Here is a 23,870-nt window from a genome sequence, read left to right as displayed (position 1 = left end):
GGTGTTGGACTACACCGACAGGGTGGGCGATGTGGGTGCTGTGCGGCGCACAAAGCGCGCCGATAAGCGGGGAGGCGCAAGCGGCCGGAGGCGGGCGCCGCTGGAGCGGCCGGGCCGATTGGAACGGGTGGGAGAGTTTGAAACGGCCAGCAGAAAGCACGCGGGCCCATCGACGATGGGCCCGCTGGGGTCAGGAGTGGTCCCGAGGCTTACAGCACCGCGGCGATCGCGTCGACCACGGCGTCGATATTGCGGCTATTGAGCGCCGCCACGCAGATGCGACCGGTGCCGACCGCATAGATCCCGTGTTCCGACTTCAGGCGCTCGACCTGTTCGGTGGTCAGGCCCGAGTACGAGAACATGCCGCGCTGCGCCTTGACGAAGGAGAAGTCGCGCGACACGCCCTTGGCGGCCAGCTTGTCGACCAGCGCGTGGCGCATCTGCTTGATGCGGTCGCGCATTTCGGCCAGTTCTTCCTCCCACATCGCGCGCAGTTCCGGGCTGTTCAGCACGGTCGCGACCACGGTGCCGCCATGCGTCGGCGGGTTCGAGTAGTTGGTGCGGATCACGCGCTTGACCTGCGACATCACGCGCTGCGCCTCTTCCTTGCCGGTCGTCACGATCGACAGGGCGCCGACACGCTCGCCATACAGCGAGAAGCTCTTCGAGAACGAGCTCGAGACGAAGAACGGCAGGCCCGACTCGGCGAACAGACGCACCGCGGCGCCGTCCTGGTCGATGCCGTCGGCGAAGCCCTGGTAGGCCATGTCGAGGAAGGGGATCAGGTTCCGTTCCTTGATCAGGCCGACCACCTGTTGCCATTGCTCGGCCGACAGGTCGACGCCGGTCGGATTGTGGCAGCAGGCGTGCAGCACGACGATCGTGTTGGCCGGATACGACTTCAGCGACTCCACCATGCCGGCGAAATTCAGGCCGTGGCTGGGGGCGTCGTAATAGGCATAGTTGACCACCTGGAAACCGGCAGCTTCGAACAGCGCGCGGTGGTTTTCCCAGCTCGGATCGCTGATCGCGACCTTGGCGTCCGGATACAGGCGCTTCAGGAAGTCGGCGCCGATCTTCAGCGCGCCGGTGCCGCCGAGTGCCTGAGCCGTCACCACACGGCCTTCCGTGATCAGCGGCGAGTTCTTGCCGAACAGCAGCGTCTGCACTGCCTGGTCGTAGGCCGCGATGCCCTCGATCGGCAGGTAGCCACGCGGGGTGGCCGTCGTCAGGCGTGCCTTCTCGGCTTCCTGCACCGCGCGCAGCAGCGGAATTTTCCCTTCGTCGGTGAAGTACACGCCCACGCCCAGATTGACCTTGTTGGCACGGGTGTCGGCGTTGAACGCTTCATTCAGGCCCAGGATGGGATCGCGCGGGGCCATCTCGACGGCAGAAAACAAACTCATTTGGGATTCTCGTGGTCAGCTATGTAACAAAACGGGAAGGCGTAGAATGCTCGGACTGCGCTGGGGGCGTGCGGTGGGTCCGCCTTGAAACGGACCGCGCAACCCCGAGATTCTAGCGTATCCGCCCGTATTCCAAAGGTTTTCTGCCTGTCTATGTCGAATCTCGCCGTGCCTCTCGCGGATGCCGCGCACACCCTGGACGAGGACAAATTCGTCAGCTTCCCCGGTTCGCCGTTTCAGCTGTATCAGCCCTATCCGCCGGCCGGCGACCAGCCCGAGGCGATCCGCCAGTTGGTCGAAGGCATCGAGGACGGCCTGTCCTACCAGACGCTGCTCGGCGTGACGGGCTCGGGCAAGACCTTCACGATGGCCAATGTGATCGCCCGGATGGGGCGGCCGGCCATCGTCTTTGCCCCGAACAAGACGCTGGCCGCCCAGCTCTACTCCGAATTCCGCGAGTTCTTTCCGCGCAACGCGGTCGAGTACTTCGTCAGCTACTACGACTACTACCAGCCGGAAGCCTACGTCCCGCAACGCGATCTGTTCATCGAGAAGGACTCGTCGATCAACGAGCATATCGAGCAGATGCGGCTGTCGGCGACCAAGAGCCTGCTGGAGCGGCGCGACACGATCATCGTGGCGACGGTGTCAGCGATCTATGGTATCGGCAACCCGAACGAATACCATCAGATGATTCTGACTCTGCGGGCCGGCGACCGCATCAGCCAGCGCGACGTGATCGGGCGGCTGATCGCGATGCAGTACACCCGCAACGACACCGATTTCCAGCGCGGCACCTTCCGCGTGCGCGGCGACACCGTCGACATCTTCCCGGCCGAACACGCCGAGGTGGCGGTGCGGGTGGAGCTGTTCGACGACGAGATCGAGTCGCTGCAGTACTTCGATCCGCTGACCGGCAAGGTGCGGCAGAAGATTCCGCGCTTCACGGTCTATCCGTCGAGCCACTACGTGACGCCGCGCGAGACGGTGCTGCGCGCCATCGAGGCGATCAAGGCGGAGCTGCGCGAGCGGCTCGATTTCTTCTACAAGGAAAACAAGCTGGTCGAGGCGCAGCGGCTGGAGCAGCGCACGCGCTTTGACCTCGAAATGCTGGCCGAGCTGGGCTTCTGCAAGGGCATCGAGAACTATTCGCGCCATCTGTCCGGCGCCCGTCCCGGCGACCCGCCGCCGACGCTGGTCGACTATCTGCCGCCCGACGCGCTGATGTTCCTGGACGAATCGCACGTGCTGATCGGCCAGCTCAACGCGATGTACAACGGCGACCGCTCGCGCAAGACCACGCTGGTCGAATACGGCTTCCGGCTGCCGTCCGCGATGGACAACCGGCCGCTGAAGTTCGAGGAGTTCGAGCGCAAGATGCGGCAGGCGATATTCGTCACCGCCACGCCGGCCGACTACGAGCGCGCCCATGCGGGCCAGGTGGTCGAGCAGGTGGTGCGGCCCACGGGCCTGGTCGATCCGATCATCACCGTGCGTCCCGCCGTGTCGCAGGTCGACGATCTGCTGTCGGAAATCCATTTGCGGATCCAGGCGGGCGAGCGCGTGCTGGTGACCACGCTGACCAAGCGGATGGCCGAGCAGCTGACCGAATTCCTGTCCGAGAACGGCATCAAGGTCCGCTACCTGCATTCGGACATCGACACGGTGGAACGGGTCGAGATCATCCGCGACCTGCGCCTGGGCGCCTTCGACGTGCTGGTCGGCATCAACCTGCTGCGCGAGGGCCTGGATATCCCCGAGGTCTCGCTGGTGGCGATCCTCGATGCCGACAAGGAAGGCTTCCTGCGCGCCGAGCGCTCGCTGATCCAGACCATCGGCCGCGCCGCGCGCAACGTCAACGGCACCGCGATCCTGTACGCCGACCGCATCACCGATTCGATGCGCAAGGCCATCGACGAGACCGAGCGCCGCCGCAACAAGCAGATCGCCTTCAATACCGCCAACGGCATCACGCCGCGAGGCGTGGTCAAGCGGATCAAGGACATCATCGACGGCGTCTACGATCCGAACGAGGTCAAGGCCGAGCTGATGGCCGCCGAGGAGCGCGCCCGCTACGAGGACATGAGCGAGAAGCAGGTCGCCAAGGAAATCAAGCGCCTCGAGAAGAAGATGCTCGACCATGCCAAGAACCTGGAGTTCGAGCAAGCCGCGCAGGTCCGCGACCAGCTGAGCAAGCTCAAGCAGCAGGTGTTCGGCGCGGCGGGCGAGGGCGGGGCGCTGCCGGCGTGAGATTGGAAACCATGAAACGCTTTGCCATTTTGATGTGTTGCATGGGCAACATATGCCGCTCGCCGACCGCGGAAGGCGTGCTGCGCGCCAAACTCGCCCAGGCCGGCCTGGCCGACGCCGTCGAGGTCGATTCGGCCGGCACCCACAGCTATCACCTGGGCCATGCGCCCGACCGCCGCGCGCAGCAGCATGCGCTGGCGCGCGGCTATGACCTCGCCGGGCAGCGGGCGCGGCTGGCCGCGGTCGAGGACTTCGCCCGCTTCGACCTGGTGCTGGCGATGGACCGCGACAATCTCGCGCGGCTGCAGGCCCTGTGCCCGCCCGAGCATCGCCACAAGGTCAAGCTGCTGATGCACTTCGCCACCCGGCACGATGCCGACGAGGTGCCCGATCCCTACTACGGCGAGGGCGACGGCTTCGAGCGCGTGCTCGATTACGTCGAGGACGCCTGCGAGGGCATCGTCGCAATGCTGCGCCAGCGACAATGACCGCGGGGGCCGCGCCGCGGCCCGTCTGCCTGCCTGATCACCGGCGTGCGTCCGACCCGATTCGCGCCAGTCTTTCCCTTCCTTCCCGATGTTCCGAACCCTGCTTCGCAAATGGCGCGAGTCGCGCAATGCCAGCCTGCAGCTGGACGCCATCCTGTCCGCGGCCAATCCCGACGGCGCGCTGGCCGAGCGCAACGGCTGGCTGATCGAATTGGGCTATTGGCTGCGCCGCGATGGCTGGCCGGCTACGGGCGCTGCCCCGGCCGCCGGGCCGACCTCGGGCGACGACGTCTGGCCCGAGCACGTCCGGCTGCGCTATCTGCTGCAGGTGCTCGAACGCAATCCTGACCTGGCCGCACGCTTTGCCCGTACGGTCCGCACGATCCTGCGTGACAACGATCCGACCGGGCTCTTCTGCGACACCGGCGTGGCCTCGCACCCGGGCTTCTGGGGCGAGATGATGGACCGCCTGCAGGCGCGCTTCCTGTCGCCGCCGCCGAACCGCGGCGACATGGCCGATCTGTTCGCGCTGCTGTTCGTCGGCGAGCGCGACGCCGACTGGGTGGCGGCGCTCGATGCGGAGCTGCTCGAACGGCTCGGCGCGCTGCTGATGTTTGCGCCGGACGAGGCCGCCGGCGAAGGCCCGGCTGACGGCGCGGGTGAAGGGGTGGATGAAGGGGCGGCTGACGGCGCGGGTGAAGGCGCGGGTGAAGCGGCGGCTGAAGGCGCAGACGCAGTGGGGATTGCAGGCACAGGCGCAGGCGAAGGCCCGGTCGAAGGCACGCGCGATGGCCAAGCCGCCGCCGCACGCCAGACCCTGCCCGCCCGCTACTGGGACCATCTCGAGCGCACGCTGGCCAGCAGCATCCAGGTGCTGGCCAGCCAGGTGCGCGCCACCGGGCTCAGCCAGGCGATCCGCGCGCGGCTGCCGGGCCGGGTCGACGACACGCCGTTCTTCCGGCTCGGCCCCGCCGTGGCGGCGCTGTGCGAGGAAGGGCTGGTGCGCGACAGCGATGTCTTCCTGCACCGCCTGAACTACTGCCGTGCGCTGCTCGACGGCTGCCACGACGCCGCGCGCCATGTCTACGCGGATCTCGAGGAGAACGGCGTCTCCGTCGAAGTGGTGTTCCAGATCGAGCGGATGAAGGTGCGGCTCGCCCGTATCGACATGCTGCTCGCCGCCTGGGCCGACCCCGCGCGCCGCGGCAAGGTCGCGCAGCTGGCCGGCGAACTGATCCGTTCGACGCAGGCGCGCCGCAGCGTCAAGCATCTGGCCGCGGAATCGTTCTCGCATCTGGCGCGCAAGGTGGTCGAGCGCTCGGCCGAGACCGGCGAGCACTACATCACGCGCGACCGCAAGGAGTACGGCGAGCTGGTGCGGGCCGCGGCCGGCGGTGGGCTGATCACCGTGGCCACGGTCTATCTGAAGTTCCTGATCTATGGCTTGCACCTGGACAAGTTCATCGAGGGGCTGCTGGCGTCGCTGAACTATGCCGGCAGCTTCCTGGCGATCCATTTCGCGCATTTCACGCTGGCGACCAAGCAGCCGGCGATGACCGGTCCGGCCCTGGCGCATCGGCTCGATGCGGTGGGGCGGCCGGAGGGCAGGGAGGCCTTCGTCGACGATACCGTCGCGATGATCCGCTCGAACGCGGCGGCCATCGTCGGCAATCTGGCGGTGGTGTTTCCGGTGGCGCTGGCGATCCAGTGGCTGGCCGGCAAGCTGCTGTCGGTCAACCTGATCACCCCGGCCAAGGCGATCGCCACCATCGAGTCGTTCTCGATCCTGGGTCCGACGCCGCTGTACGCGATCTTCACCGGCGTGCTGCTGTGGCTGTCGAGCCTGATTTCGGGGTGGGCGGACAACTGGTTCGCGCTGCACCGCGTGCACGACGTGCTCGCCTACCATCGACGGCTGCGCTATGTGCTGGGCGAGCGGGGCGCCATGCGGCTGGCCGACTTCTGGAAGCGCAACCTGTCCGGCATCGCGGGCAATGTGTCGCTGGGCTTTCTGCTCGGGCTGGGGCCCGAGATCCTGAGCTTCTTCGGTCCGCATATGGAGGTGCGCCACGTAACGCTGTCGACAGGCTCGGTCGGTACCGCGATCGGCGTGCTGGGCCTCGATGCGCTGCGGATGCCGGCGCTGTGGCTGGCGGTGGCCGGCATCGCGCTGATGGGCCTGTTGAACGTTGCGGTCAGCTTCGCGCTGGCCTTTTACATGGCACTGCGCTCGCGCAATCTGCGCCGGGTGGACCGGCGTGCGCTTAGCGCCGCGGTGCGGGGGCGCATCCTGCGCCATCCGCTGTCGCTGATCGTGCCGCCGCGCCAGGCGCCGGCTGACGCGGAGGCAGGCCGAGCCTGACCGTCCCCGACTGCGGCAATGCCCTTGCCATCACCAGGGGATCTGCCGAAGAAGTGACATGGGGTAGTTGACCGATTTAGTCGGGAAATTTATACTTGACGAAATTCATCAGGTATTACCCCCGCAATCATGAGATTGACGACCAAAGGCCGCTTCGCGGTCACCGCCATGATCGACCTGGCCATGCGCCAGGACCAGGGTCCGGTGACGCTGGCCGGCATCAGCCAGCGCCAGAAGATCTCCCTGTCCTATCTGGAACAGCTGTTCGCCAAGCTGCGCCGGCATCAGATCGTCGAGAGCGTGCGCGGCCCGGGCGGCGGATACAGCCTGGCGCGCAAGTCCGAGGACGTGACGGTGGCCGACATCATCATCGCGGTGGACGAGCCGCTCGATGCCACCCAGTGCGGCGGCAAGGGCAATTGCAATGGCGACGAGAATACCGGCCGCTGCATGACCCACGAACTGTGGGCGACCCTGAACCAGAAGATGGTCGAGTATCTGGACTCGGTCTCGCTGAAGGATCTGGTCGAACAGCAGCGCGCCCGCCAGCCCGGCGTGCTGCGCGACATGCGCGAGGAGGGCGGTGTCCGCCAGAGCGCCCCGGCGGCGCGGACGGCGCAGCCCGGCGCGGCGGAAAAGGCGGACAAGCCCGCCCGGCCCAAGATGGTGAATTCGGTTTTCAGCCTGGCGCAGTCCTGAGCGGGACTCCAGCCAGGCGACGCACAGTGTCCCACCAGGCAGTCAAAACAAGGCAGTGACAACGATGAGCACCCCACATTTCCCGATCTACATGGATTATTCGGCCACCACGCCGGTGGACCCGCGCGTGGCGGACAAGATGATTCCGTATCTGCGCGAGCAGTTCGGCAATCCCGCGTCGCGCAGTCACGCCTACGGCTGGGAAGCCGAGAAGGCCGTCGAGGAAGCGCGCGAGCAGGTGGCCGCGCTGGTCGGCGCCGATCCGCGCGAGATCGTCTGGACTTCCGGCGCGACCGAGTCCGACAACCTCGCCATCAAGGGCGCGGCCAATTTCTACTCGGGCAAGGGCAAGCACATCATCACGGTCAAGACCGAGCACAAGGCGGTACTCGACACCACGCGCGAACTGGAGCGCCAGGGTTTCGAGGTCACCTACCTGGACGTGCAGGAAAACGGCCTGATCGACATCGAGGTGTTCAAGCAGGCGCTGCGCCCGGACACCATCCTGGTCTCGGTGATGCTGGTCAACAACGAGATCGGCGTGATCCAGGACATCGAGCAGATCGGCGAGATCTGCCGCGAGAAGGGCATCATCTTCCATTGCGACGCTGCGCAGGCCACCGGCAAGGTCGCGATCGACCTGTCGAAGCTGAAGGTCGACCTGATGTCGTTCTCGGCGCACAAGACCTATGGCCCGAAGGGCATCGGCGCGCTGTACGTCCGCCGCAAGCCGCGCGTGCGCATCGAGGCGCAGATGCACGGCGGCGGCCACGAGCGCGGCATGCGTTCGGGGACGCTGGCGACGCACCAGATCGTCGGCATGGGCGAGGCCTTCCGCATCGCCCGCGAGGAAATGGCGACCGAGAACGAGCGCATCCGCATGCTGCGCGACCGCCTGTGGAACGGCCTGTCGGGCATGGAAGAGGTCTATCTGAACGGCGATTTCGAGCGCCGCGTGCCGCACAACCTGAACGTCAGCTTCAACTTCGTCGAAGGCGAGTCGCTGATCATGGCGATCAAGGACGTCGCGGTGTCGTCGGGCTCCGCCTGCACCTCGGCCTCGCTGGAGCCGTCCTACGTGCTGCGCGCGCTGGGCCGCAACGACGAACTGGCGCACAGCTCGATCCGCTTCACCGTCGGTCGCTTCACCACCGAACAGGAGATCGATTACACGGTCGAACTGTTGAAGAGCAAGATCGGCAAGCTGCGCGACCTGTCCCCGCTGTGGGAGATGTACAAGGACGGCGTGGACCTGAATTCGATTCAATGGGCGGCGCATTGAACGCTGTCCAACCGACCCCATAAAAGATACGTCACAGAGGTAGCCAACATGTCTTACTCCAACAAGGTACTCGACCACTACGAAAACCCCCGTAACGTCGGTTCGTTCGACAAGAACGACGACGCCGTCGGCACCGGCATGGTGGGCGCGCCCGCTTGCGGCGACGTGATGAAGCTGCAGATCAAGGTCAACGAGCAGGGCGTGATCGAAGACGCGAAGTTCAAGACCTACGGTTGCGGCTCGGCGATCGCCTCGTCGTCGCTGGTGACCGAGTGGGTCAAGGGCAAGACCGTGGACCAGGCGCTGGAGATCAAGAACACCCAGATCGCCGAGGAACTGGCGCTGCCGCCGGTCAAGATCCACTGCTCGATCCTGGCCGAGGACGCGATCAAGGCCGCGGTCGAGGACTACAAGAAGAAGCACGCGGGCGCCCCGACGCAACAGGCCGCCTGAGCGATCGAAGGGAAGTGGTAGCGATGATCACATTGACCGAAAAAGCCGCGAAGCACGTTTCGCGCTATCTGGACCGCCGGGGCAAGGGCATCGGCCTGCGGCTCGGCGTCAAGACGACCGGCTGTTCCGGCCTGGCGTACAAGCTCGAGTATGTCGACGAGCTGCAGCCGGAGGACCAGGTGTTCGAGTCGCACGGCGTCAAGGTGGTGGTCGATCCCAAGAGCCTGCCGTACATCGACGGCACCGAGCTCGACTTCGCCCGCGAAGGGTTGAACGAAGGCTTCCGCTTCAACAACCCGAACGTCAAGGACGAGTGCGGGTGCGGCGAATCGTTCCGCGTTTAAGGCCGGCGGCCTGAGCGTGTGCCTCTCCCGCTGGCGGGAGAGGGCCGGGCACGGCGGTGGCGCCTCACGGACGAGGCACCGCCGCCTCCGCCATAGCCTTCCAGCAGGACTACCTTGAAAGACGATTACTTCGCCCTGTTCGGGCTGCCGGCCCGCTTCACCGTCGACGAGGCAGCGCTCGACGCCGCCTACCGCACGGTGCAATCGCAGGCCCATCCGGACCGCTTCGCCCATGCCGGCGACGCCGAGCGGCGCGTCGCGATGCAATGGGCCGCGCATGCGAACGAGGCCTACCGGACCTTGCGCCAGCCGCTCAAGCGCGCGATCTATCTGCTGTCGCTGCGCGGCATCGATATCCAGGCCGAGAACAATACGGCCATGGCGCCCGACTTCCTGATGCAGCAGATGGAGTGGCGCGAGGCGCTGCAGGACGCGGTACAGCAGCGCGACGCCGCGGCGCTGGACGCGCTGCTGCGCTCGCTGCGCCAGGAGAAGCGCGAACGCCAGAGCGCGCTCGGCGGCCTGCTCGATGCCGGCGACGACGAGGCCGCGGCCGCCGCGGCGCGCCAGCTGATGTTCGTCGAGAAGATCGAGCACGACGCGAGCGAGGCGATCGACCGCCTCGAAAGCTAGCGCGGCAGGCACCATCGCGGGGGCCATGACACAATGGCGCCCCGGCAAAAGCGGGTAATCCGGCGGCGCGCGCCCAGGACCTTCGCCCGGCCATCGCGCCGCTCGCCCCGACAACAGAAGATTGACATGGCACTGCTTCAGATTTCCGAACCCGGCATGTCGCCGGCACCCCACCAGCGACGGCTTGCGGTCGGTATCGACCTCGGCACCACCAACTCGCTGGTGGCGGCCGTTCGCAACAGCATTCCCGAGGTGCTGGCCGACGAGAGCGGCCGTACGCTGCTGCCGTCGGTGGTGCGCTATCTGCCGAACCAGACCGCGCAGATCGGCTTCCGCGCCCAGGAAGAGGCGGTGCGCGATCCCAAGAACACCATCGTCTCGGTCAAGCGCTTCATGGGCCGTGGCCTGCACGACGTCGCGCATATCGAGCACAGCCCGTACGACTTCGTCGACGCGCCCGGCATGCTGCAGATCAAGACCGTCGCCGGCATCAAGAGCCCGGTCGAGGTCTCGGCCGAGATCCTGGCCACGCTGCGCCAGCGCGCCGAGGATGCGCTGGGCGACGACCTGGTCGGCGCGGTGATCACCGTGCCCGCCTATTTCGACGACGCGCAGCGCCAGGCGACCAAGGACGCGGCGCGCCTGGCCGGCCTCGAAGTGCTGCGCCTGCTGAACGAGCCGACCGCGGCGGCGATCGCCTACGGGCTCGACAACGCCTCGGAAGGCATCTACGCGGTCTACGACCTCGGCGGCGGCACCTTCGACATCTCGGTGCTGAAGCTGACCAAGGGCGTCTTCGAGGTGATGGCGACCGGCGGCGATTCCGCGCTGGGCGGCGACGACTTCGACCAGCGGCTGGTCTGCTGGATCGTCGAGCAGGCCGGCCTGCAGCCGCTGTCGGCCGAGGACACCCGCCTGCTGATGGTGCGCGCGCGCGCCGCCAAGGAAGCGCTGTCGGAAGCCGACAGCACGGTGATCGACGCGGTGCTGACCACCGGCGAGATCGTCCATCTGCCGCTCACCGCCGAGCAGTTCCGCGAGATGACCGCGCATCTGGTGCAGAAGACGCTGGCGCCGGTGCGCAAGGCGCTGCGCGATGCCGGCGTGGCGCCCGACGAGGTCAAGGGCGTGGTGCTGGTCGGCGGCGCCACGCGCATGCCGTCGATCCGCAAGGCGGTCGCCGATTTCTTCGGCCAGCCGCCGCTGACCAATCTCGATCCGGACAAGGTGGTCGCGCTGGGCGCGGCGATGCAGGCCAATCTGCTGGCCGGCAACAACGCGCCGGGCGATGACTGGCTGCTGCTCGACGTGATTCCGCTGTCGCTGGGCGTCGAAACCATGGGCGGCCTGGTCGAGAAGATCATCCCGCGCAACAGCACGATCCCGGTCGCGCGCGCGCAGGAGTTCACCACCTTCAAGGACGGCCAGACCGCGATGGCGATCCACGTGCTGCAGGGCGAGCGCGAACTGGCCAGCGACTGCCGTTCGCTGGCGCGCTTCGAGCTGCGCGGCATTCCGCCGATGGTGGCCGGCGCGGCCCGTATCCGCGTGACCTACCAGGTCGACGCCGACGGGCTGCTGTCGGTGTCGGCGCGCGAGACGCAGTCGGGCGTGGAGGCCTCGATCGCCGTCAAGCCCTCGTACGGTCTCGGCGACGACGATATCGCGCGGATGCTGCAGGACAGCTTCCGCGAGGCCGAGCACGACATGAAGAGCCGCGCGCTCGCCGAGGAGCGTGTCGAGGCCGAGCGGCTGCTCGAGGCCACGCGCAGCGCGCTGCAGGCCGACGGCGACCTGCTGTCGGACGACGAGCGCGCCGAGGTCGAAGCCCTGATGACGAGCGTGCGCGAGACCGCCGCCGGCGACGACCATCTGGCGATCAAGGCGGCCATCGAAGCGCTGTCGCGGGGCACCGACGAGTTCGCGGCCCGCCGCATGGACCGCTCGATCAAGCAAGCGCTGGCCGGCCGCAAGGTGCAGGAGCTCGGCTGAGGCGCTCCATTTCACCTGCCGCGTCGCCCGCCATCCCCAATATCAGGACCCCATATGCCACAGATTGTCGTACTGCCCCACGCCGAATACTGCCCCGAGGGCGCCGTGATCGAAGCCAGGAAGGGCACCAGCATCTGCGACGTGCTGCTCGAGCATGACATCGAGATCGAGCATGCCTGCGAGAAGTCGTGCGCCTGCACCACCTGCCACGTGGTGGTGCGGGAGGGCTTCGATTCGCTGAACGAAGCCGAAGAGAAAGAGGAAGACCTGCTCGACAAGGCCTGGGGCCTCGAGCCGAATTCCCGGCTGTCCTGCCAGGCCATCGTCGCCGACGAAGACCTGACCATCGAGATTCCCAAATACACCATCAACCACGCCAAGGAAGGCCACTGAGGCCCGTGTTGCCTGCCCCGGCGGCATGGCGATTCCATGGCGAACGAAGACCTTGGAGAACCCCTGATGAAATGGACGGATACCTTTGACATCGCGGCAGCGCTGTACGACAAGTACCCCGATGTCGATCCGCTGACGGTGCGCTTCACCGACCTGCGCCGCTGGGTGCTGGAGCTGGACGGCTTCGACGACCTGCCCGAGCGGTCCGGCGAAAAGATCCTCGAGGCCATCCAGGCCGCGTGGATCGAGGAAGCCCAGTAGGGCGGCAGGGCGGTCATGCAGTAGTGCAGCAGCGGTACGAACGTCGGGCCTGACCGGCCGGATCATGGTCTGTGCCATCGGCCGGCGGTGCGGACAAAAAAAGCGCGCTCCAGGGGCGCGCTTTTTCATGGCTCGAGCCCGCGCCCGTCGGCGCGGCCCGGCTCAGTCTTCCCGCCGCAGGTGCGGGAACAGGATGACGTCGCGGATGTTCGGGCTGTCGGTCAGCAGCATCACCAGCCGGTCGATGCCGATGCCGCAGCCGCCCGTCGGGGGCATGCCGTATTCCAGCGCGCGGATGTAGTCCGCGTCGAAATACATCGCCTCCTCGTCGCCCGCGTCCTTCTGCTCGACCTGCTTGCGGAAGCGCTCGGCCTGGTCCTCGGCGTCGTTGAGCTCCGAGAAGCCGTTGGCGATCTCGCGGCCGGTGATGAACAGCTCGAAGCGCTCGGTGATGCCGGGCACCGTATCGGAGGCGCGCGCCAGCGGCGACACCTCGACCGGATAGTCGACGATGAAGGTCGGCTCCCACAGCTGGCTCTCGGCAGTCTCCTCGAACAGCACCAGTTGCAGCGTGCCCAGGCCCGCGTTGAGGAATTGCGGCGCGCCGGTGTTGACGCCGAACTTCTTCAGCTCCGCGCGCAGGAAGTCCGCATCGGCCAGCTGCGCATCGGTGTATTGCGGCGCGTACTTCTGGATGGCCTGCGTGATGGTCAGCCGGTGGAAGGGCTTCGACAGGTCCAGCTCGCGTCCCTGATAGGTCAGCGTCGCGCTGCCGCGCGCGTCGATCGCCGCCTTGCGGATCAGGTCCTCGGTGAAGTCCATCAGCCACCGGTAATCGGTATAGGCCGCGTAGAACTCCATCATCGTGAACTCGGGGTTGTGGCGCGGGCTGACCCCCTCGTTGCGGAAGTTGCGGTTGATCTCGAACACGCGCTCGAAGCCGCCGACGATCAGCCGCTTCAGATAGAGCTCGGGCGCGATGCGCAGGAACATCTGCATGTCCAGCGCGTTGTGGTGCGTGATGAAGGGCTTGGCCGCGGCGCCGCCGGGAATCGGATGCAGCATCGGCGTCTCGACTTCCATGAAGCCGGCCTCGGCCATATGACGGCGCAGCGACGAGATGGCCTCGGTGCGGGCGCGGAAGGTCGCGCGCGTCTCCGGCGAGACGATCAGGTCGACATAGCGCTGGCGGTACTTCATCTCCTGGTCGGCCAGGCCGTGGAACTTGTCCGGCAGCGGCCGCAGCGACTTCGACAGCAGGCGCAGCTCCTGCACCTGCACCGACAGTTCACCCTTGTTGGTGCGGAACAGCAGCCCGCGCGCGCTGACGATGTCGCCCAGGTCCCAGTGCTTGAAGTTGGCGTAGACCTCTTCGCCGACCTTGTCGCGCGTGATGTAGAACTGGATCTGGCCGCTGCCGTCCTGCACCGTGGCGAAACTGGCCTTGCCCATTACCCGCTTGAGCATCATGCGGCCGGCTACCGCGACCTCGACCGGATTGGCCTCGAGCGCGGCCTGGTCGGCGTCGCCGTATTGCGCGTGCAGGCTGGCGGCCTGATGGGTCGGACGGAAGTCGTTGGGGAAGGCGACGCCTTGCTGACGCAGCGCCTGCAGCTTCTCGCGCCGCTCGGCAATGATCTTGTTTTCGTCGACGGCGGGGGCCTGCTCGGCAGGCGCGCGGGTGGGTTCGGTCATGATGTCGTCAAAGGGCGGGGCACGGGGCCGCGCGGGAAAGTCAGGTATTGCGGATATCGTCGAGTTCGGTGCTGCCGAAGTCGGCGCGCTGCAGATAGGTGGCGATGCGGGCGGCGGCCTCGTCGGGGCTGGTCAGCTGCGCGTTGGCCTTCAGCGAGCGGAAGCGTTCGACCTGCGCGAAGTCGGCCTCGCGGATCGCGGCCTGCATGCCGGTATCGACCACGCCCGGGGCCAGCGCCACTGCGCGCACGCCGCGCTCGGCCGGCACCGACGCGTACTCGGCATTGACCGAGCGCACGAACATGTCGAGCGCGGCCTTGCCGGCGCAGTAGGCGCTCCAGCCCTCGACCGGCCGGCGCGCGGCGCCGGACGAGATCGCCAGCACCTTGCGCGGGCAGCCGAAGCGCTCGCTGCGCGCCAGGAAGGCCGCGGTCAGCGTCATCGGCGACACGAGGTTGGTCATCAAGTGCGGCACCAGCGTGGCCTCCTGCAGCTCGGCGATCGGCGCGATCGGCTCGATCACGCCGGCGTTCAGCACCAGCGTCGCGCTGGCGGGGGCGTCGACGCTGTCGAGCACGCTCGCCAGCCAGCTCGCCGCCTGCGCCGGCTTCGACAGGTCCTGCAGGTGCCAGGCGATCGGCACGCCGCTGGCCTGCGCCGCCTGCTCCAGTTCCGCATTGCGGCTGCGCGCCACGCACACCAGCCGGTTGCCCGGGACCATCAGCGCCCGCACCAGCGCGGCGCCGAGGCCGCGCGAGGCGCCGGTGACGATGATCAGATGGGATGCGTCGGTCGATGCGGCGGTCGATGCGTCAGTCGATGCGGCTGTGGTCATGGATATCGCCCTGGCGGAGAGAGGTCGGACCCCGCGGCACGGCCGCGCCGCGGGATGGGTGGCGCGAGCTGGCGCCGGTCCTGCTGGTGCTGCAACGCTCGGCCTGCGCTTACAGGCCCTGTTTCAGGCTCGCCTCGATGAAGGTGTCCAGGTCGCCGTCCAGCACCTTCTGCGTGTTGGACATTTCGACGTTGGTGCGCAGGTCCTTGATGCGGCTCTGGTCCAGCACATACGAGCGGATCTGGTGGCCCCAGCCCACATCGGTCTTGGTCGATTCGAGCTTGTCGGCCTCGGCCTGGCGCTTGCGCATCTCGTGCTCGTACAGGCGCGACTTCAGCATCGACATCGCCTCGGCACGGTTGCGGTGCTGCGAGCGGTCGTTCTGGCACTGCACGACGATGCCGGTCGGGATATGCGTGATCCGCACGGCCGAATCGGTCTTGTTGATGTGCTGGCCGCCCGCGCCCGAGGCGCGATAGGTATCGACGCGCAGGTCCGCCGGATTGATCTCGACCTCGAACGAGTCGTCGACCTCCGGATAGACGAACACCGACGAGAACGACGTATGCCGGCCGCCCGACGAGTCGAACGGCGACTTGCGCACCAGGCGGTGCACGCCGGTCTCGGTGCGCAGATAGCCGAACGCGTATTCGCCCTCGACCTTGATCGTGGCGCTCTTGATGCCGGCGACATCGCCCTCGGATTCTTCCAGCACCTCGGCCTTGAAGCCCTTGCGCTCGCAGTACTTCAGGTACTGGCGCAGCAGCATCGAGGCCCAGTCGCACGCCTCGGTACCGCCGGCGCCGGCCTGGATGTCGATGAAGGCATTGGCCTGATCGAGCTGGCCGGAGAACATGCGGCGGAACTCCATGTCGGCGACCGCCGCCTCAAAGCCCTTGACGTCCTCTTCGATCGACACCAGCGTGTCGTCGTCGCCCTCTTCACGCGCGAGCTCGAACAGCTCCTGCGCGCTTTCCAGATCCTCGGTCAGCTTGCCCAGTACCTGGACCACGCCTTCGAGCATCTTCTTTTCCTTGCCGAGGTCCTGGGCCCGCTTCGGGTTGTTCCAGACCTCGGGGTCCTCCAGTTCGCCGTTGACTTCGGCCAGACGTCCTACCTTGACGTCGTAGTCAAAGATACCCCCGTAGATCTTCCGTCCGGGAACGGAGATCGGAGATGGCGCCGGAGATGGCGTTGAGGCGTTCTGCTTCCATGGTGTTCTTGCGCTTTGAAAACCGTGAATTATAGCGGAACGGGACGGCATTCCCCGGGTAATGACGGATAATGCGCCGCGCGGACGGCCACGCTTTGGCGATGCCGGGGCCGCGGCGGCTCGGGTCCTGCCCGGGTCACTGCTGGGCGATTCCGGGCGGCGCGTCGAACTGTGGCCGTGACCGATGGTCTACAGTTGCGGGTGCGTCAACCGTTACATCGCTGGCGCCGCCTCCGTTTCCATTCCGCCGTACCGTCCGCCGTTCATTCCGCCGCTCCGGCCCGCCAGGGCGACATGGCGGCGGGCCCAGATTCCCGACGCAGCCATGACGATGCCAGCCATTTCGACCCTCCCGACCGCGACCGCACCGACCGCCCCGGCCATCGGCCGCCGGCGCGCCATTGCCGCGCTGGCCGCCACGATGCTGGCGACGCTGGCCGGCTGCGGCACCGTGGGCGAGGGCGGCCCCGCGCCGGACGGCTTCTACCGGGTGCGCTCCGGCGACACGCTGTATTCGATCGCGCGCCGCCACCGCCGCTCGGTGCGCGACCTGGTGCGCTGGAACGCGTTGCCGAGCGCCGATCGCATCGAGGTCGGCCAGCTGATCCGGGTGCGGCCACCGGCCGGGGCCGCGGCCGCCGCCGCCAGCAACCCCAGCGGCCCGGCCACGGTCGAGGAGACCCCGCGCGCGGCCACGCCGTCGAGCCGGCCGCCGTCCAGCCGCATCGCGCTGCAATGGCCGGCCGACGGCACGGTCACGCACGGCTATTCGCCACCGTCCAGCAAAGGCCTGCGCATCGCGGTGCCGGCCAATGGCACCGTACGTGCCGCCGCGGCCGGCTGGGCGATCCACGTCGGCGCGCTGCGCGGCTACGGCACGCTGGTGATCGTCAAGCACAACGACGACTGGCTGACCGTCTACGGCAATCTCGATCAGCCGATGGTCAAGGAAGGCGCCCACGTCGACGCGGGCCAGGTGGTGGGCCGCATGGGCGCCGCGGCCAGCGAACTGCACTTCGAGGTGCGCGGCAACGGCAAGCCGGTCGATCCGGCCACGATGCTGCCGGCGCGGGGGTAAGGCCGGGTCCTGCCTTCGCATCGGCGTCGTCTCCGCGCATGCGGGACGCAGCGCCCTTCGGCAGCCGCTTGGCCCCTGCTTTCACGGGGCGAACTATCGGCTGGCAGAGCCTGTCCCTACTGCGCGTGCTCGATCACCATCTGCACGCGCGTGACGCCGTTGAACGTGTTGTTGTCGAGCCGGTAGGCCACCATCGCGCTGGCACCCAGCGTGTCGGCGTGGTTGAACCAGATCGCGTCGAACTGGCGCTTGCCGCGTCCGAGCTGCAGCTTCAGGTGCTTGCCCTTGAGCACGGTCTGGCGCAGCACGTCGAATTCCCCGCAGAAGGTCGGCGGCGGAAAGCCCTGGCCCCATACCTGCTGCTCCAGCAGCGAGACGAAGGCCGGATCGAAGCAGTGGTCCTCGATCTCGCCGTCGGTCTCGATCACGCGGGCGAGGTGGTCGTCGGTCAGCCATTCGCGGCCGATGCCCTCGAACGCATCCATGAAGCGCTCGAAATCGCCAGCGCGCAGCGTCAGGCCGGCCGCCATCGCATGGCCGCCGAACTTGACCAGCAGGCCGGGATGGCGCTTGGACACCAGATCGAGCGCGTCGCGCAGATGAAAGCCCGGAATCGAGCGGCCCGAGCCCTTGATGGTGGCCTCGTCGCCCGGCGCGAAGGTGATGGTCGGGCGATGGAACTTCTCCTTGAGCCGCGACGCGACGATGCCGATCACGCCCTGGTGCCACGTGTCGTTGAACACGCTGACGGTAAAGCGCGACGACGGGTCGAGCCCGTCGAGCGGACGCTCGAGGATCTGCAGCGCCTCCTGCTGCATGCCGGCCTCGATATCGCGCCGCTCGCGGTTCATCGCGTCGAGCTGCTGCGCGATCTCCCACGCGCGCTCGGCGTCGTCGCTGAGCAGGCATTCGATGCCGAGCGACATGTCGGCGAGCCGTCCGGCGGCGTTCAGCCGCGGTCCCAGGCCGAAGCCCAGGTCGAAGGTGGTGGCGCGGCTGGCCTCGCGTCCGGCCGCGCGGAACAGCGCGGCGACGCCCGCATGCATGCGGCCGGCGCGCATGCGCTTGAGCCCCTGCGCGACCAGGATGCGGTTGTTGGTGTCGAGCTTGACCACGTCGGCCACGGTGCCCAGCGCGACCAGGTCGAGCAGTGTGTCGAGGCGCGGCTGATTGGCCGGCGTGAACACGCCGCGCTGGCGCAATTCCGCGCGCAGCGCCAGCAGCACGTAGAACATCACGCCGACGCCCGCCAGGTTCTTGCTGGGAAAGCCGCAGCCCGGCTGGTTCGGATTGACGATCACCGCCGCGTCGGGCAGCTGGTCGCCAGGGAGATGGTGGTCGGTGACCACCACGTCGATGCCGCGCGCATTGGCCGCGGCCACGCCATCGACGCTCGCGATGCCGTTGTCGACGGTGACGATCACGTCCGGGTTGCGCTGCGCCGCCAACGCGACGATCTCCGGCGTCAGGCCGTAGCCGTATTCGAAACGGTTCGGCACGATGTAGTCGACCTGGGCACCCAGCATGCGCAGGCCGCGCACGCCCACCGCGCAGGCGGTGGCGCCGTCGCAGTCGTAGTCGGCGACGATCAGCAGCCGGCGGCGCGCGGCGATCGCATCGGCGAGATAGACCGCGGCGCGGTCGATGCCCTTCATCGCCTGCGGGGCCATCAGCTCGGGCAGGTCGGTGGCCAGCTCGCGCGCATGGGTGACGCCGCGCGCCGACAGGATGCGCGCCAGCGTCGGATGCAGGCCCAGCGCCGCGAGGGCGCTGGCGTGGTCGGGCTGGTGGGGGCGGATCGCGATGCGGGTCATGGGGTCGGAACGATAGCGGGGCAGGGGCCGGGGCGGCGGCAAAGCGGGCGAAGCAGCCGCAGCGGACGAAGCAGACGCAGCGGCCGCAGCAGGGGAAGCGGACGCGGCAGACGAAGCGGACGCGGCAGACGAAGCGGATGCGACAGACCAAGCGGGTGCGACAGACCAAGCGGGTGCGACAGACCAAGCGGGTGTGACAGACCAAGCGGGCGCGGCGCGGCAAGTGGATGAGGCGGACGAAGCGGCGTTGGCATGGTCGCCCTCATGCGGCCAGCGCGAGATCGGACAGCAGCGCGCGCCAGTCGCCGCGAATGCCCAGGCCGCGCCAGAACTTGCGCAGGTCGCCGCGGCGCACGGTGAATTCGGCGTGATGGTCGTCGCCGCCGAGCACCAGCGTCAGCGCCTGCAGCCGGCCCGACTCGAGCGCGGCCAGCGCCGGCGCGAACCAGTCGGCCTCGAGCGCATGCAGCCGTTCGATCCAGCTGCCCCAGTCCTCGGCGAGATAGGCCGAGGCGCAGGCATCGAGCAGCGCCATGGCGCTGCCCTCGGCCTTAAGCGATGCGAGCGATTCAAGCGATGCCAGCGAAGGCGGCAAGGGCAGGCATTCCGCGCCGCCGGCCAGCGCGAGCCCACGCAGCAGCGGATCGTCGGCCAGCACCGTATCGGCCAGCCGCGGCACCGGCCGCAGCGCGCCGCCGCCATGCAGCCAGACCGAGTTGACGGGCAGCGCGCCGCGGGCCTCGCGCGCCTGGTTGACCGGATGGTCGAACCAGGTCATCTGGATCTCGTTCTGCAGCCGGCGCCAGTCGCGCTCGCGCGGGCCGGACTGCATCCAGACGTCGATATTGCGGCCGGCCGCGCGCAGCGGCGGGGTCGCGTCCAGCGGGCCGAACACGGCTTCGGGCAGATACCAGCGGCCGGGGTGCGGCGCATCCAGCGCGATGCCCGAATCGCTCAACAGCGGCGCGATGGCCTCGCGCAGCGCGGCCGATTCGGCGGCGTCCAGCGTCAGCAGCGCCGGGTCCATCAGCACCAGGTGATCGCGCGCGGCATGGATGTGGACCGGCTGCAGGCAGACCCAGGACTGCGGGTCGGTGCCGGACCGCAGGTCGTGATCGGCGTCGGCGCCGCCATGGTCGGCCAGCCGCATGTAGGGCGCGGTCGGCACGCGCGCGGTGTCCAGGCCGGCGCGCGCGGCCAGCCAGCGCTCATGGGCGAGCGAGCGCAGCGCGATCGGATCGTAGCCGGCGCCGTGGCGCTCGCGCGCAGTCGTGCCGGCGCGCGTCAGCAACTTTCCCAGCGCCGGCAACTCCAACTGGCGCAGCAGGGCGCCGGCAATGCCGCCGCCGGCGCCGTTCGGTTCGTCCAGGCCCTCGGTATCCGCGCCGGGCGGGACCGAAAAGGGCACAATCAGGGTCAGGTGCGTCGTCATGGTTGGCGAGATTGTAAACTCGCGGGTGGCCGGCGCGTCCCGATTCACCCGATTCGGATGAATTCGCGCCGGATTTGCGCCGAACTGGCGCCGGACTTGCGCCGGATTTACGCCCGATCAGCACGCGCCCGGGGGCGCGATTGCGGCCCGGCCGGGCCATCGATCCGGCCTCACGGGCGCCATCGCGCGTTGGCAACGAACACAGGAACCGTCTTGAACTTTCCCTACGAGTGGCAGATCGGCTGGCGCTATACCCGCGCCAGCAAACGCGCCAGCCGCAATACCTTCATCTCCTTCATCTCGATGATCTCGATGCTCGGCATCGCGCTCGGCGTGGCCGCGCTGATCGTCGTGCTGTCGGTGATGAACGGCTTCCAGAAGGAGGTACGCGACCGCATGCTGTCGGTGCTGGCGCATATCGAGGTGATCGGCCCATCCACGCTGCCCGACTGGCGCCGCACCGCCGCCGAGGCGATGCGCAACAAGGAGGTAGTCGGCGCCGCGCCCTATGTCGCCGCGCAGGCGATGCTGACGCGCGACGACACCGTGCGCGGCGTGCTGCTGCGCGGCGTCGATCCGGCCGAGGAGCCCAAGGTCTCGGACATCGGCAGGCAGTTCAAGGCCGGCAGCCTGACCGAGCTGCAGCCCGGCGGCTTCGGCATCGTGCTCGGCGGCGAGCTGGCCGCGGCGATGGGCGTGCGCGTGGGCGACAAGGTCACGCTGGTGGCGCCGCAGGGCACCATCACGCCGGCGGGCGTGCTGCCGCGGCTCAAGCAGTTCACCGTGGTCGGCGTGTTCTCGTCGGGGCATTACGAGTTCGACAGCGCGCTGGCGCTGATCGACATCCAGGACGCGCAGACGCTGTTCCGGCTCGACGGTCCCAACGGCCTGCGGCTGAAGCTGTCCGACATGCAGCGCGCCCCGCAGGTCGCCGACGCGCTCGCCGGCACGCTGTCCGGCGAGCTCTATCTGCGCGACTGGTCCAAGCAGAACCGCAACTGGTTCGCCGCGGTGCAGACCGAGAAACGGATGATGTTCATCATCCTGACGCTGATCATCGCGGTGGCGGCCTTCAACCTGGTGTCGACGCTGGTGATGACGGTGACCGACAAGCAGGCCGATATCGCGATCCTGCGCACCATGGGCGCGCAGCCCGGCTCGATCATGCGCATCTTCATCGTGCAGGGCGTAGCCATCGGCTTTATCGGCACCGTGCTCGGCGTGCTCGGCGGCACGCTGATCGCGACCAATATCGACGTGATCGTGCCCTTCATCGAGCGGATCCTGCAGGTCCAGTTCCTGCCCCGCGACATCTACTTCATCAGCGAATTGCCCTCGGACCCGCGCGTGAACGACATCGCCACCATCGGCACCATTTCCTTCGTGCTGGCCATCCTGGCCACGCTCTATCCCAGCTGGCGTGCCGCCCGCGTGAACCCCGCGGAGGCGCTGCGCTATGAATGAGGCCATGCTGAACCGCACCGCCGCGCCCGAGGCCACGCCGGCGGGCGCCACCGCCGCCGCGCAGCCGATCCTGACCGCGCAGGGGCTGTGCAAGCGTTTCCGCCAGGGCGGGCTCGACGTCGAGGTGCTGCGCGGCGTCGATCTGCGCATCGATGCCGGCGAGAAGGTCGCCATCGTCGGCGCCTCCGGCTCGGGCAAAAGCACGCTGCTGCATGTGCTGGGCGGGCTCGACAATCCCGATTCGGGCAGCGTCGCGCTGCTCGGCAAGCCCTTCACCGACCTGCGCGAGACCGAGCGCAACCTGGTGCGCAACCGCTCGCTCGGCTTCGTCTACCAGTTCCACCATCTGCTGCCGGAGTTCACCGCGCTGGACAACGTCGCGATGCCGATGCGCATCCGCGGCCTGCGCCAGGGCGAGGCGCGCGAGGCCGCGCAAGCGATGCTGGCGCGCGTCGGCCTCGGCGAGCGCGCGAAGCACCGTCCCGGCGAGCTGTCCGGCGGCGAGCGGCAGCGCGTGGCGATCGCGCGCGCGCTGGTGGGGCAGCCGGCGTGCGTGCTGGCCGACGAGCCGACCGGCAACCTCGACGACCACACCGCCGGCGGCGTCTACGACCTGATGCTGGAGCTGTCGCGCACGCTGGGCACCAGCTTCGTGATCGTCACGCACGATCTCGATCTGGCGAACCGCTGCGACCGCGTGCTGCGGCTGCGCGACGGCCATCTGCATCGCGAACGCTGATCCGCGGCGCGCCGGAGCTTGCCCCGATGTGGATCGACACCCATTGCCACCTCGACGCGGCCGAGTTCGATGACGACCGCGACGCGGTGGTGGCGGCCGCGGCCGCGGCCGGCGTCGCCGGCATCGTGCTGCCCGCGGTGGCGGTGTCGAACTTCGCCGCCGTGCGCGCGCTGGCGCATCGCCATCCGGCCTGCGTCTACGCGCTCGGCATCCATCCGCTGTGTACCCCCGGAGCGGGGCAGCCCGACCTCGACGCGCTGCGGCGCGAGGTAGAGGCCGCGCTGCCCGATCCCCGCTTCGTCGGCATCGGCGAGATCGGCCTGGACTTCTTCGTGCCGGGGCTCGATGCGCAGCACCAGACCTGGCTCTACGTCGAGCAGCTGAAGATCGCGCGCGAGTTCGATCTGCCGGTGCTGCTGCATGTCCGCAAGTCGCAGGACCAGGTCGCCGCGCAATTGCGGCGCGTCGGCGTGCGGCGCGGGATCGCGCACGCCTTCAACGGCAGCGCGCAGCAGGCGCAGCGCTTCGTCGAGCAGGGCTTCAAGCTCGGCTTCGGCGGCAACGTGACCTTCAGCCGCGCGCGGCAGATCCGGCGGCTGGCGGTGGAGTTGCCGCTGGACGCGCTGGTGCTGGAAACCGATGCGCCCGATATCGCGCCGGCATGGCTGACCGACGATCAGTTCGGCGAACAGCGCAAGGTGCGCAACACACCGGCCGAGGTCGCAGGCGTCGCGCGGGTGCTGACCGAACTGCGCGGCATCGATGCCCCAACCCTGGCCCAGGCGACCTGGCGCAATGCGGTCGAGGCGCTGCCCCGGCTGGCCGCCTTTGCCGCGACGATGGCGCCACCCTCCGCCGTGACGGACTGACACGTTCTGGGCCGCTGCCCGGCGGTATAAACGCAGGCATCGTGATCGTCGAACGAGGGCGGGCATGTCTGCGGTACTTGCGGACCTTAGGCTTTCTGCGGTTTCTACGATTTGCCCGGCGGCAGATGGACATGCTGCGGGCGTATCGGGCCCGGCGTTCGTTGCTGT

At 68.1% G+C, this 23,870-nt stretch carries 21 protein-coding genes; 15 read left to right on the top strand and 6 right to left on the bottom strand.

Features of this window, described 5'->3' with window-relative positions:
- Positions 1-209 precede the first annotated feature (209 nt).
- The gene (locus K7G19_RS21715) at positions 210-1,406 is read right to left on the bottom strand and encodes an amino acid aminotransferase (RefSeq protein WP_149319317.1); all 1,197 of its coding nucleotides are present in this window, start codon (positions 1,404-1,406) and stop codon (positions 210-212) included.
- Positions 1,407-1,559: 153 nt separating this feature from the next.
- On the opposite strand from K7G19_RS21715, the gene uvrB reads away from it, so the two are divergent.
- From uvrB to iscX, 11 genes are all read left to right on the top strand, one after another.
- A complete protein-coding gene (uvrB, locus tag K7G19_RS21710; protein ID WP_149319316.1) occupies positions 1,560-3,656 on the top strand; it encodes an excinuclease ABC subunit UvrB in 2,097 nt (698 codons plus the stop codon).
- 11 nt (positions 3,657-3,667) lie between these two features.
- The gene (locus tag K7G19_RS21705; RefSeq protein ID WP_149319315.1) at positions 3,668-4,144 is read left to right on the top strand and encodes a low molecular weight protein-tyrosine-phosphatase; all 477 of its coding nucleotides are present in this window, start codon (positions 3,668-3,670) and stop codon (positions 4,142-4,144) included.
- Positions 4,145-4,232: 88 nt separating this feature from the next.
- The gene (locus K7G19_RS21700) at positions 4,233-6,506 is read left to right on the top strand and encodes a site-specific recombinase (RefSeq protein ID WP_226109118.1); all 2,274 of its coding nucleotides are present in this window, start codon (positions 4,233-4,235) and stop codon (positions 6,504-6,506) included.
- Positions 6,507-6,635: 129 nt separating this feature from the next.
- Complete coding sequence (iscR, locus tag K7G19_RS21695; RefSeq protein WP_150081799.1) at positions 6,636-7,205, top strand: Fe-S cluster assembly transcriptional regulator IscR; 570 nt, start codon at positions 6,636-6,638, stop codon at positions 7,203-7,205.
- Positions 7,206-7,269: 64 nt separating this feature from the next.
- Positions 7,270-8,487, top strand: coding sequence for an IscS subfamily cysteine desulfurase (locus K7G19_RS21690; protein ID WP_149319312.1), 1,218 nt, complete (start codon positions 7,270-7,272; stop codon positions 8,485-8,487).
- 48 nt (positions 8,488-8,535) lie between these two features.
- The gene (gene iscU / locus K7G19_RS21685) at positions 8,536-8,940 is read left to right on the top strand and encodes a Fe-S cluster assembly scaffold IscU (protein ID WP_053821503.1); all 405 of its coding nucleotides are present in this window, start codon (positions 8,536-8,538) and stop codon (positions 8,938-8,940) included.
- Between the two features lie 23 nt (positions 8,941-8,963).
- A complete protein-coding gene (iscA, locus tag K7G19_RS21680; protein WP_023263777.1) occupies positions 8,964-9,284 on the top strand; it encodes an iron-sulfur cluster assembly protein IscA in 321 nt (106 codons plus the stop codon).
- Between the two features lie 114 nt (positions 9,285-9,398).
- Entirely contained in the window at positions 9,399-9,917 is a 519-nt protein-coding gene (hscB, locus tag K7G19_RS21675; RefSeq protein ID WP_149319311.1) for a Fe-S protein assembly co-chaperone HscB, read from the top strand.
- Positions 9,918-10,043: 126 nt separating this feature from the next.
- Positions 10,044-11,909 (top strand): Fe-S protein assembly chaperone HscA, encoded by a 1,866-nt coding sequence (gene hscA / locus K7G19_RS21670; protein WP_150081805.1) that lies wholly within the window; start codon positions 10,044-10,046, stop codon positions 11,907-11,909.
- A 54-nt stretch (positions 11,910-11,963) separates the two neighbouring features.
- Positions 11,964-12,302: an ISC system 2Fe-2S type ferredoxin gene (gene fdx / locus K7G19_RS21665; RefSeq protein WP_053821506.1), complete on the top strand. Its 339-nt coding sequence runs from the start codon at positions 11,964-11,966 to the stop codon at positions 12,300-12,302.
- A gap of 66 nt (positions 12,303-12,368) precedes the next feature.
- On the top strand, positions 12,369-12,563 hold the full coding sequence (gene iscX, locus K7G19_RS21660; RefSeq protein ID WP_149319309.1) for a Fe-S cluster assembly protein IscX: 195 nt from the start codon (positions 12,369-12,371) through the stop codon (positions 12,561-12,563).
- A 162-nt stretch (positions 12,564-12,725) separates the two neighbouring features.
- Here the strand turns inward: iscX and lysS are convergent, their stop codons facing one another.
- The 3 genes from lysS to prfB form a co-directional block, all read right to left on the bottom strand.
- Positions 12,726-14,258, bottom strand: a complete 1,533-nt coding sequence (gene lysS, locus K7G19_RS21655) for a lysine--tRNA ligase (RefSeq protein ID WP_149319308.1) — start codon at positions 14,256-14,258, stop codon at positions 12,726-12,728.
- Positions 14,259-14,298: 40 nt separating this feature from the next.
- Entirely contained in the window at positions 14,299-15,093 is a 795-nt protein-coding gene (locus K7G19_RS21650) for an SDR family oxidoreductase (protein ID WP_226109116.1), read from the bottom strand.
- A 109-nt stretch (positions 15,094-15,202) separates the two neighbouring features.
- Positions 15,203-16,307 (bottom strand): peptide chain release factor 2 gene (gene prfB / locus K7G19_RS21645; protein ID WP_149319307.1). Its coding sequence is split into 2 segments (ribosomal slippage): positions 15,203-16,225 and positions 16,227-16,307, totalling 1,104 coding nucleotides; the frame shifts between segments, so codons are not numbered across the junction.
- A 330-nt stretch (positions 16,308-16,637) separates the two neighbouring features.
- Between prfB and K7G19_RS21640 the strand changes: the two genes are divergently transcribed.
- Entirely contained in the window at positions 16,638-17,384 is a 747-nt protein-coding gene (locus K7G19_RS21640; RefSeq protein WP_226109114.1) for a M23 family metallopeptidase, read from the top strand.
- Positions 17,385-17,500: 116 nt separating this feature from the next.
- Here the strand turns inward: K7G19_RS21640 and recJ are convergent, their stop codons facing one another.
- Entirely contained in the window at positions 17,501-19,198 is a 1,698-nt protein-coding gene (gene recJ, locus K7G19_RS21635; protein ID WP_149319305.1) for a single-stranded-DNA-specific exonuclease RecJ, read from the bottom strand.
- Between the two features lie 262 nt (positions 19,199-19,460).
- On the bottom strand, positions 19,461-20,630 hold the full coding sequence (locus tag K7G19_RS21630) for a hypothetical protein (RefSeq protein WP_226109112.1): 1,170 nt from the start codon (positions 20,628-20,630) through the stop codon (positions 19,461-19,463).
- 213 nt (positions 20,631-20,843) lie between these two features.
- On the opposite strand from K7G19_RS21630, the gene K7G19_RS21625 reads away from it, so the two are divergent.
- The 3 genes from K7G19_RS21625 to K7G19_RS21615 are packed head-to-tail and all read left to right on the top strand — an operon-like array spanning position 20,844 to position 23,702.
- Complete coding sequence (locus K7G19_RS21625; RefSeq protein WP_226109110.1) at positions 20,844-22,094, top strand: lipoprotein-releasing ABC transporter permease subunit; 1,251 nt, start codon at positions 20,844-20,846, stop codon at positions 22,092-22,094.
- On the top strand, positions 22,087-22,833 hold the full coding sequence (gene lolD / locus K7G19_RS21620; RefSeq protein WP_149319301.1) for a lipoprotein-releasing ABC transporter ATP-binding protein LolD: 747 nt from the start codon (positions 22,087-22,089) through the stop codon (positions 22,831-22,833). Before K7G19_RS21625 ends, lolD begins: the two co-directional genes overlap by 8 nt.
- Positions 22,834-22,859: 26 nt before the next feature.
- Positions 22,860-23,702: a TatD family hydrolase gene (locus tag K7G19_RS21615; protein WP_226109109.1), complete on the top strand. Its 843-nt coding sequence runs from the start codon at positions 22,860-22,862 to the stop codon at positions 23,700-23,702.
- Positions 23,703-23,870 lie beyond the last annotated feature (168 nt).

It is taken from the genome of Cupriavidus sp. DB3 (genome assembly GCF_020418465.1).
In the GTDB taxonomy this organism is placed as follows: domain Bacteria; phylum Pseudomonadota; class Gammaproteobacteria; order Burkholderiales; family Burkholderiaceae; genus Cupriavidus; species Cupriavidus cauae.
Note: the sequence above shows the minus strand (reverse complement) of the source record. Positions and strands in the feature narration are given on the sequence as shown.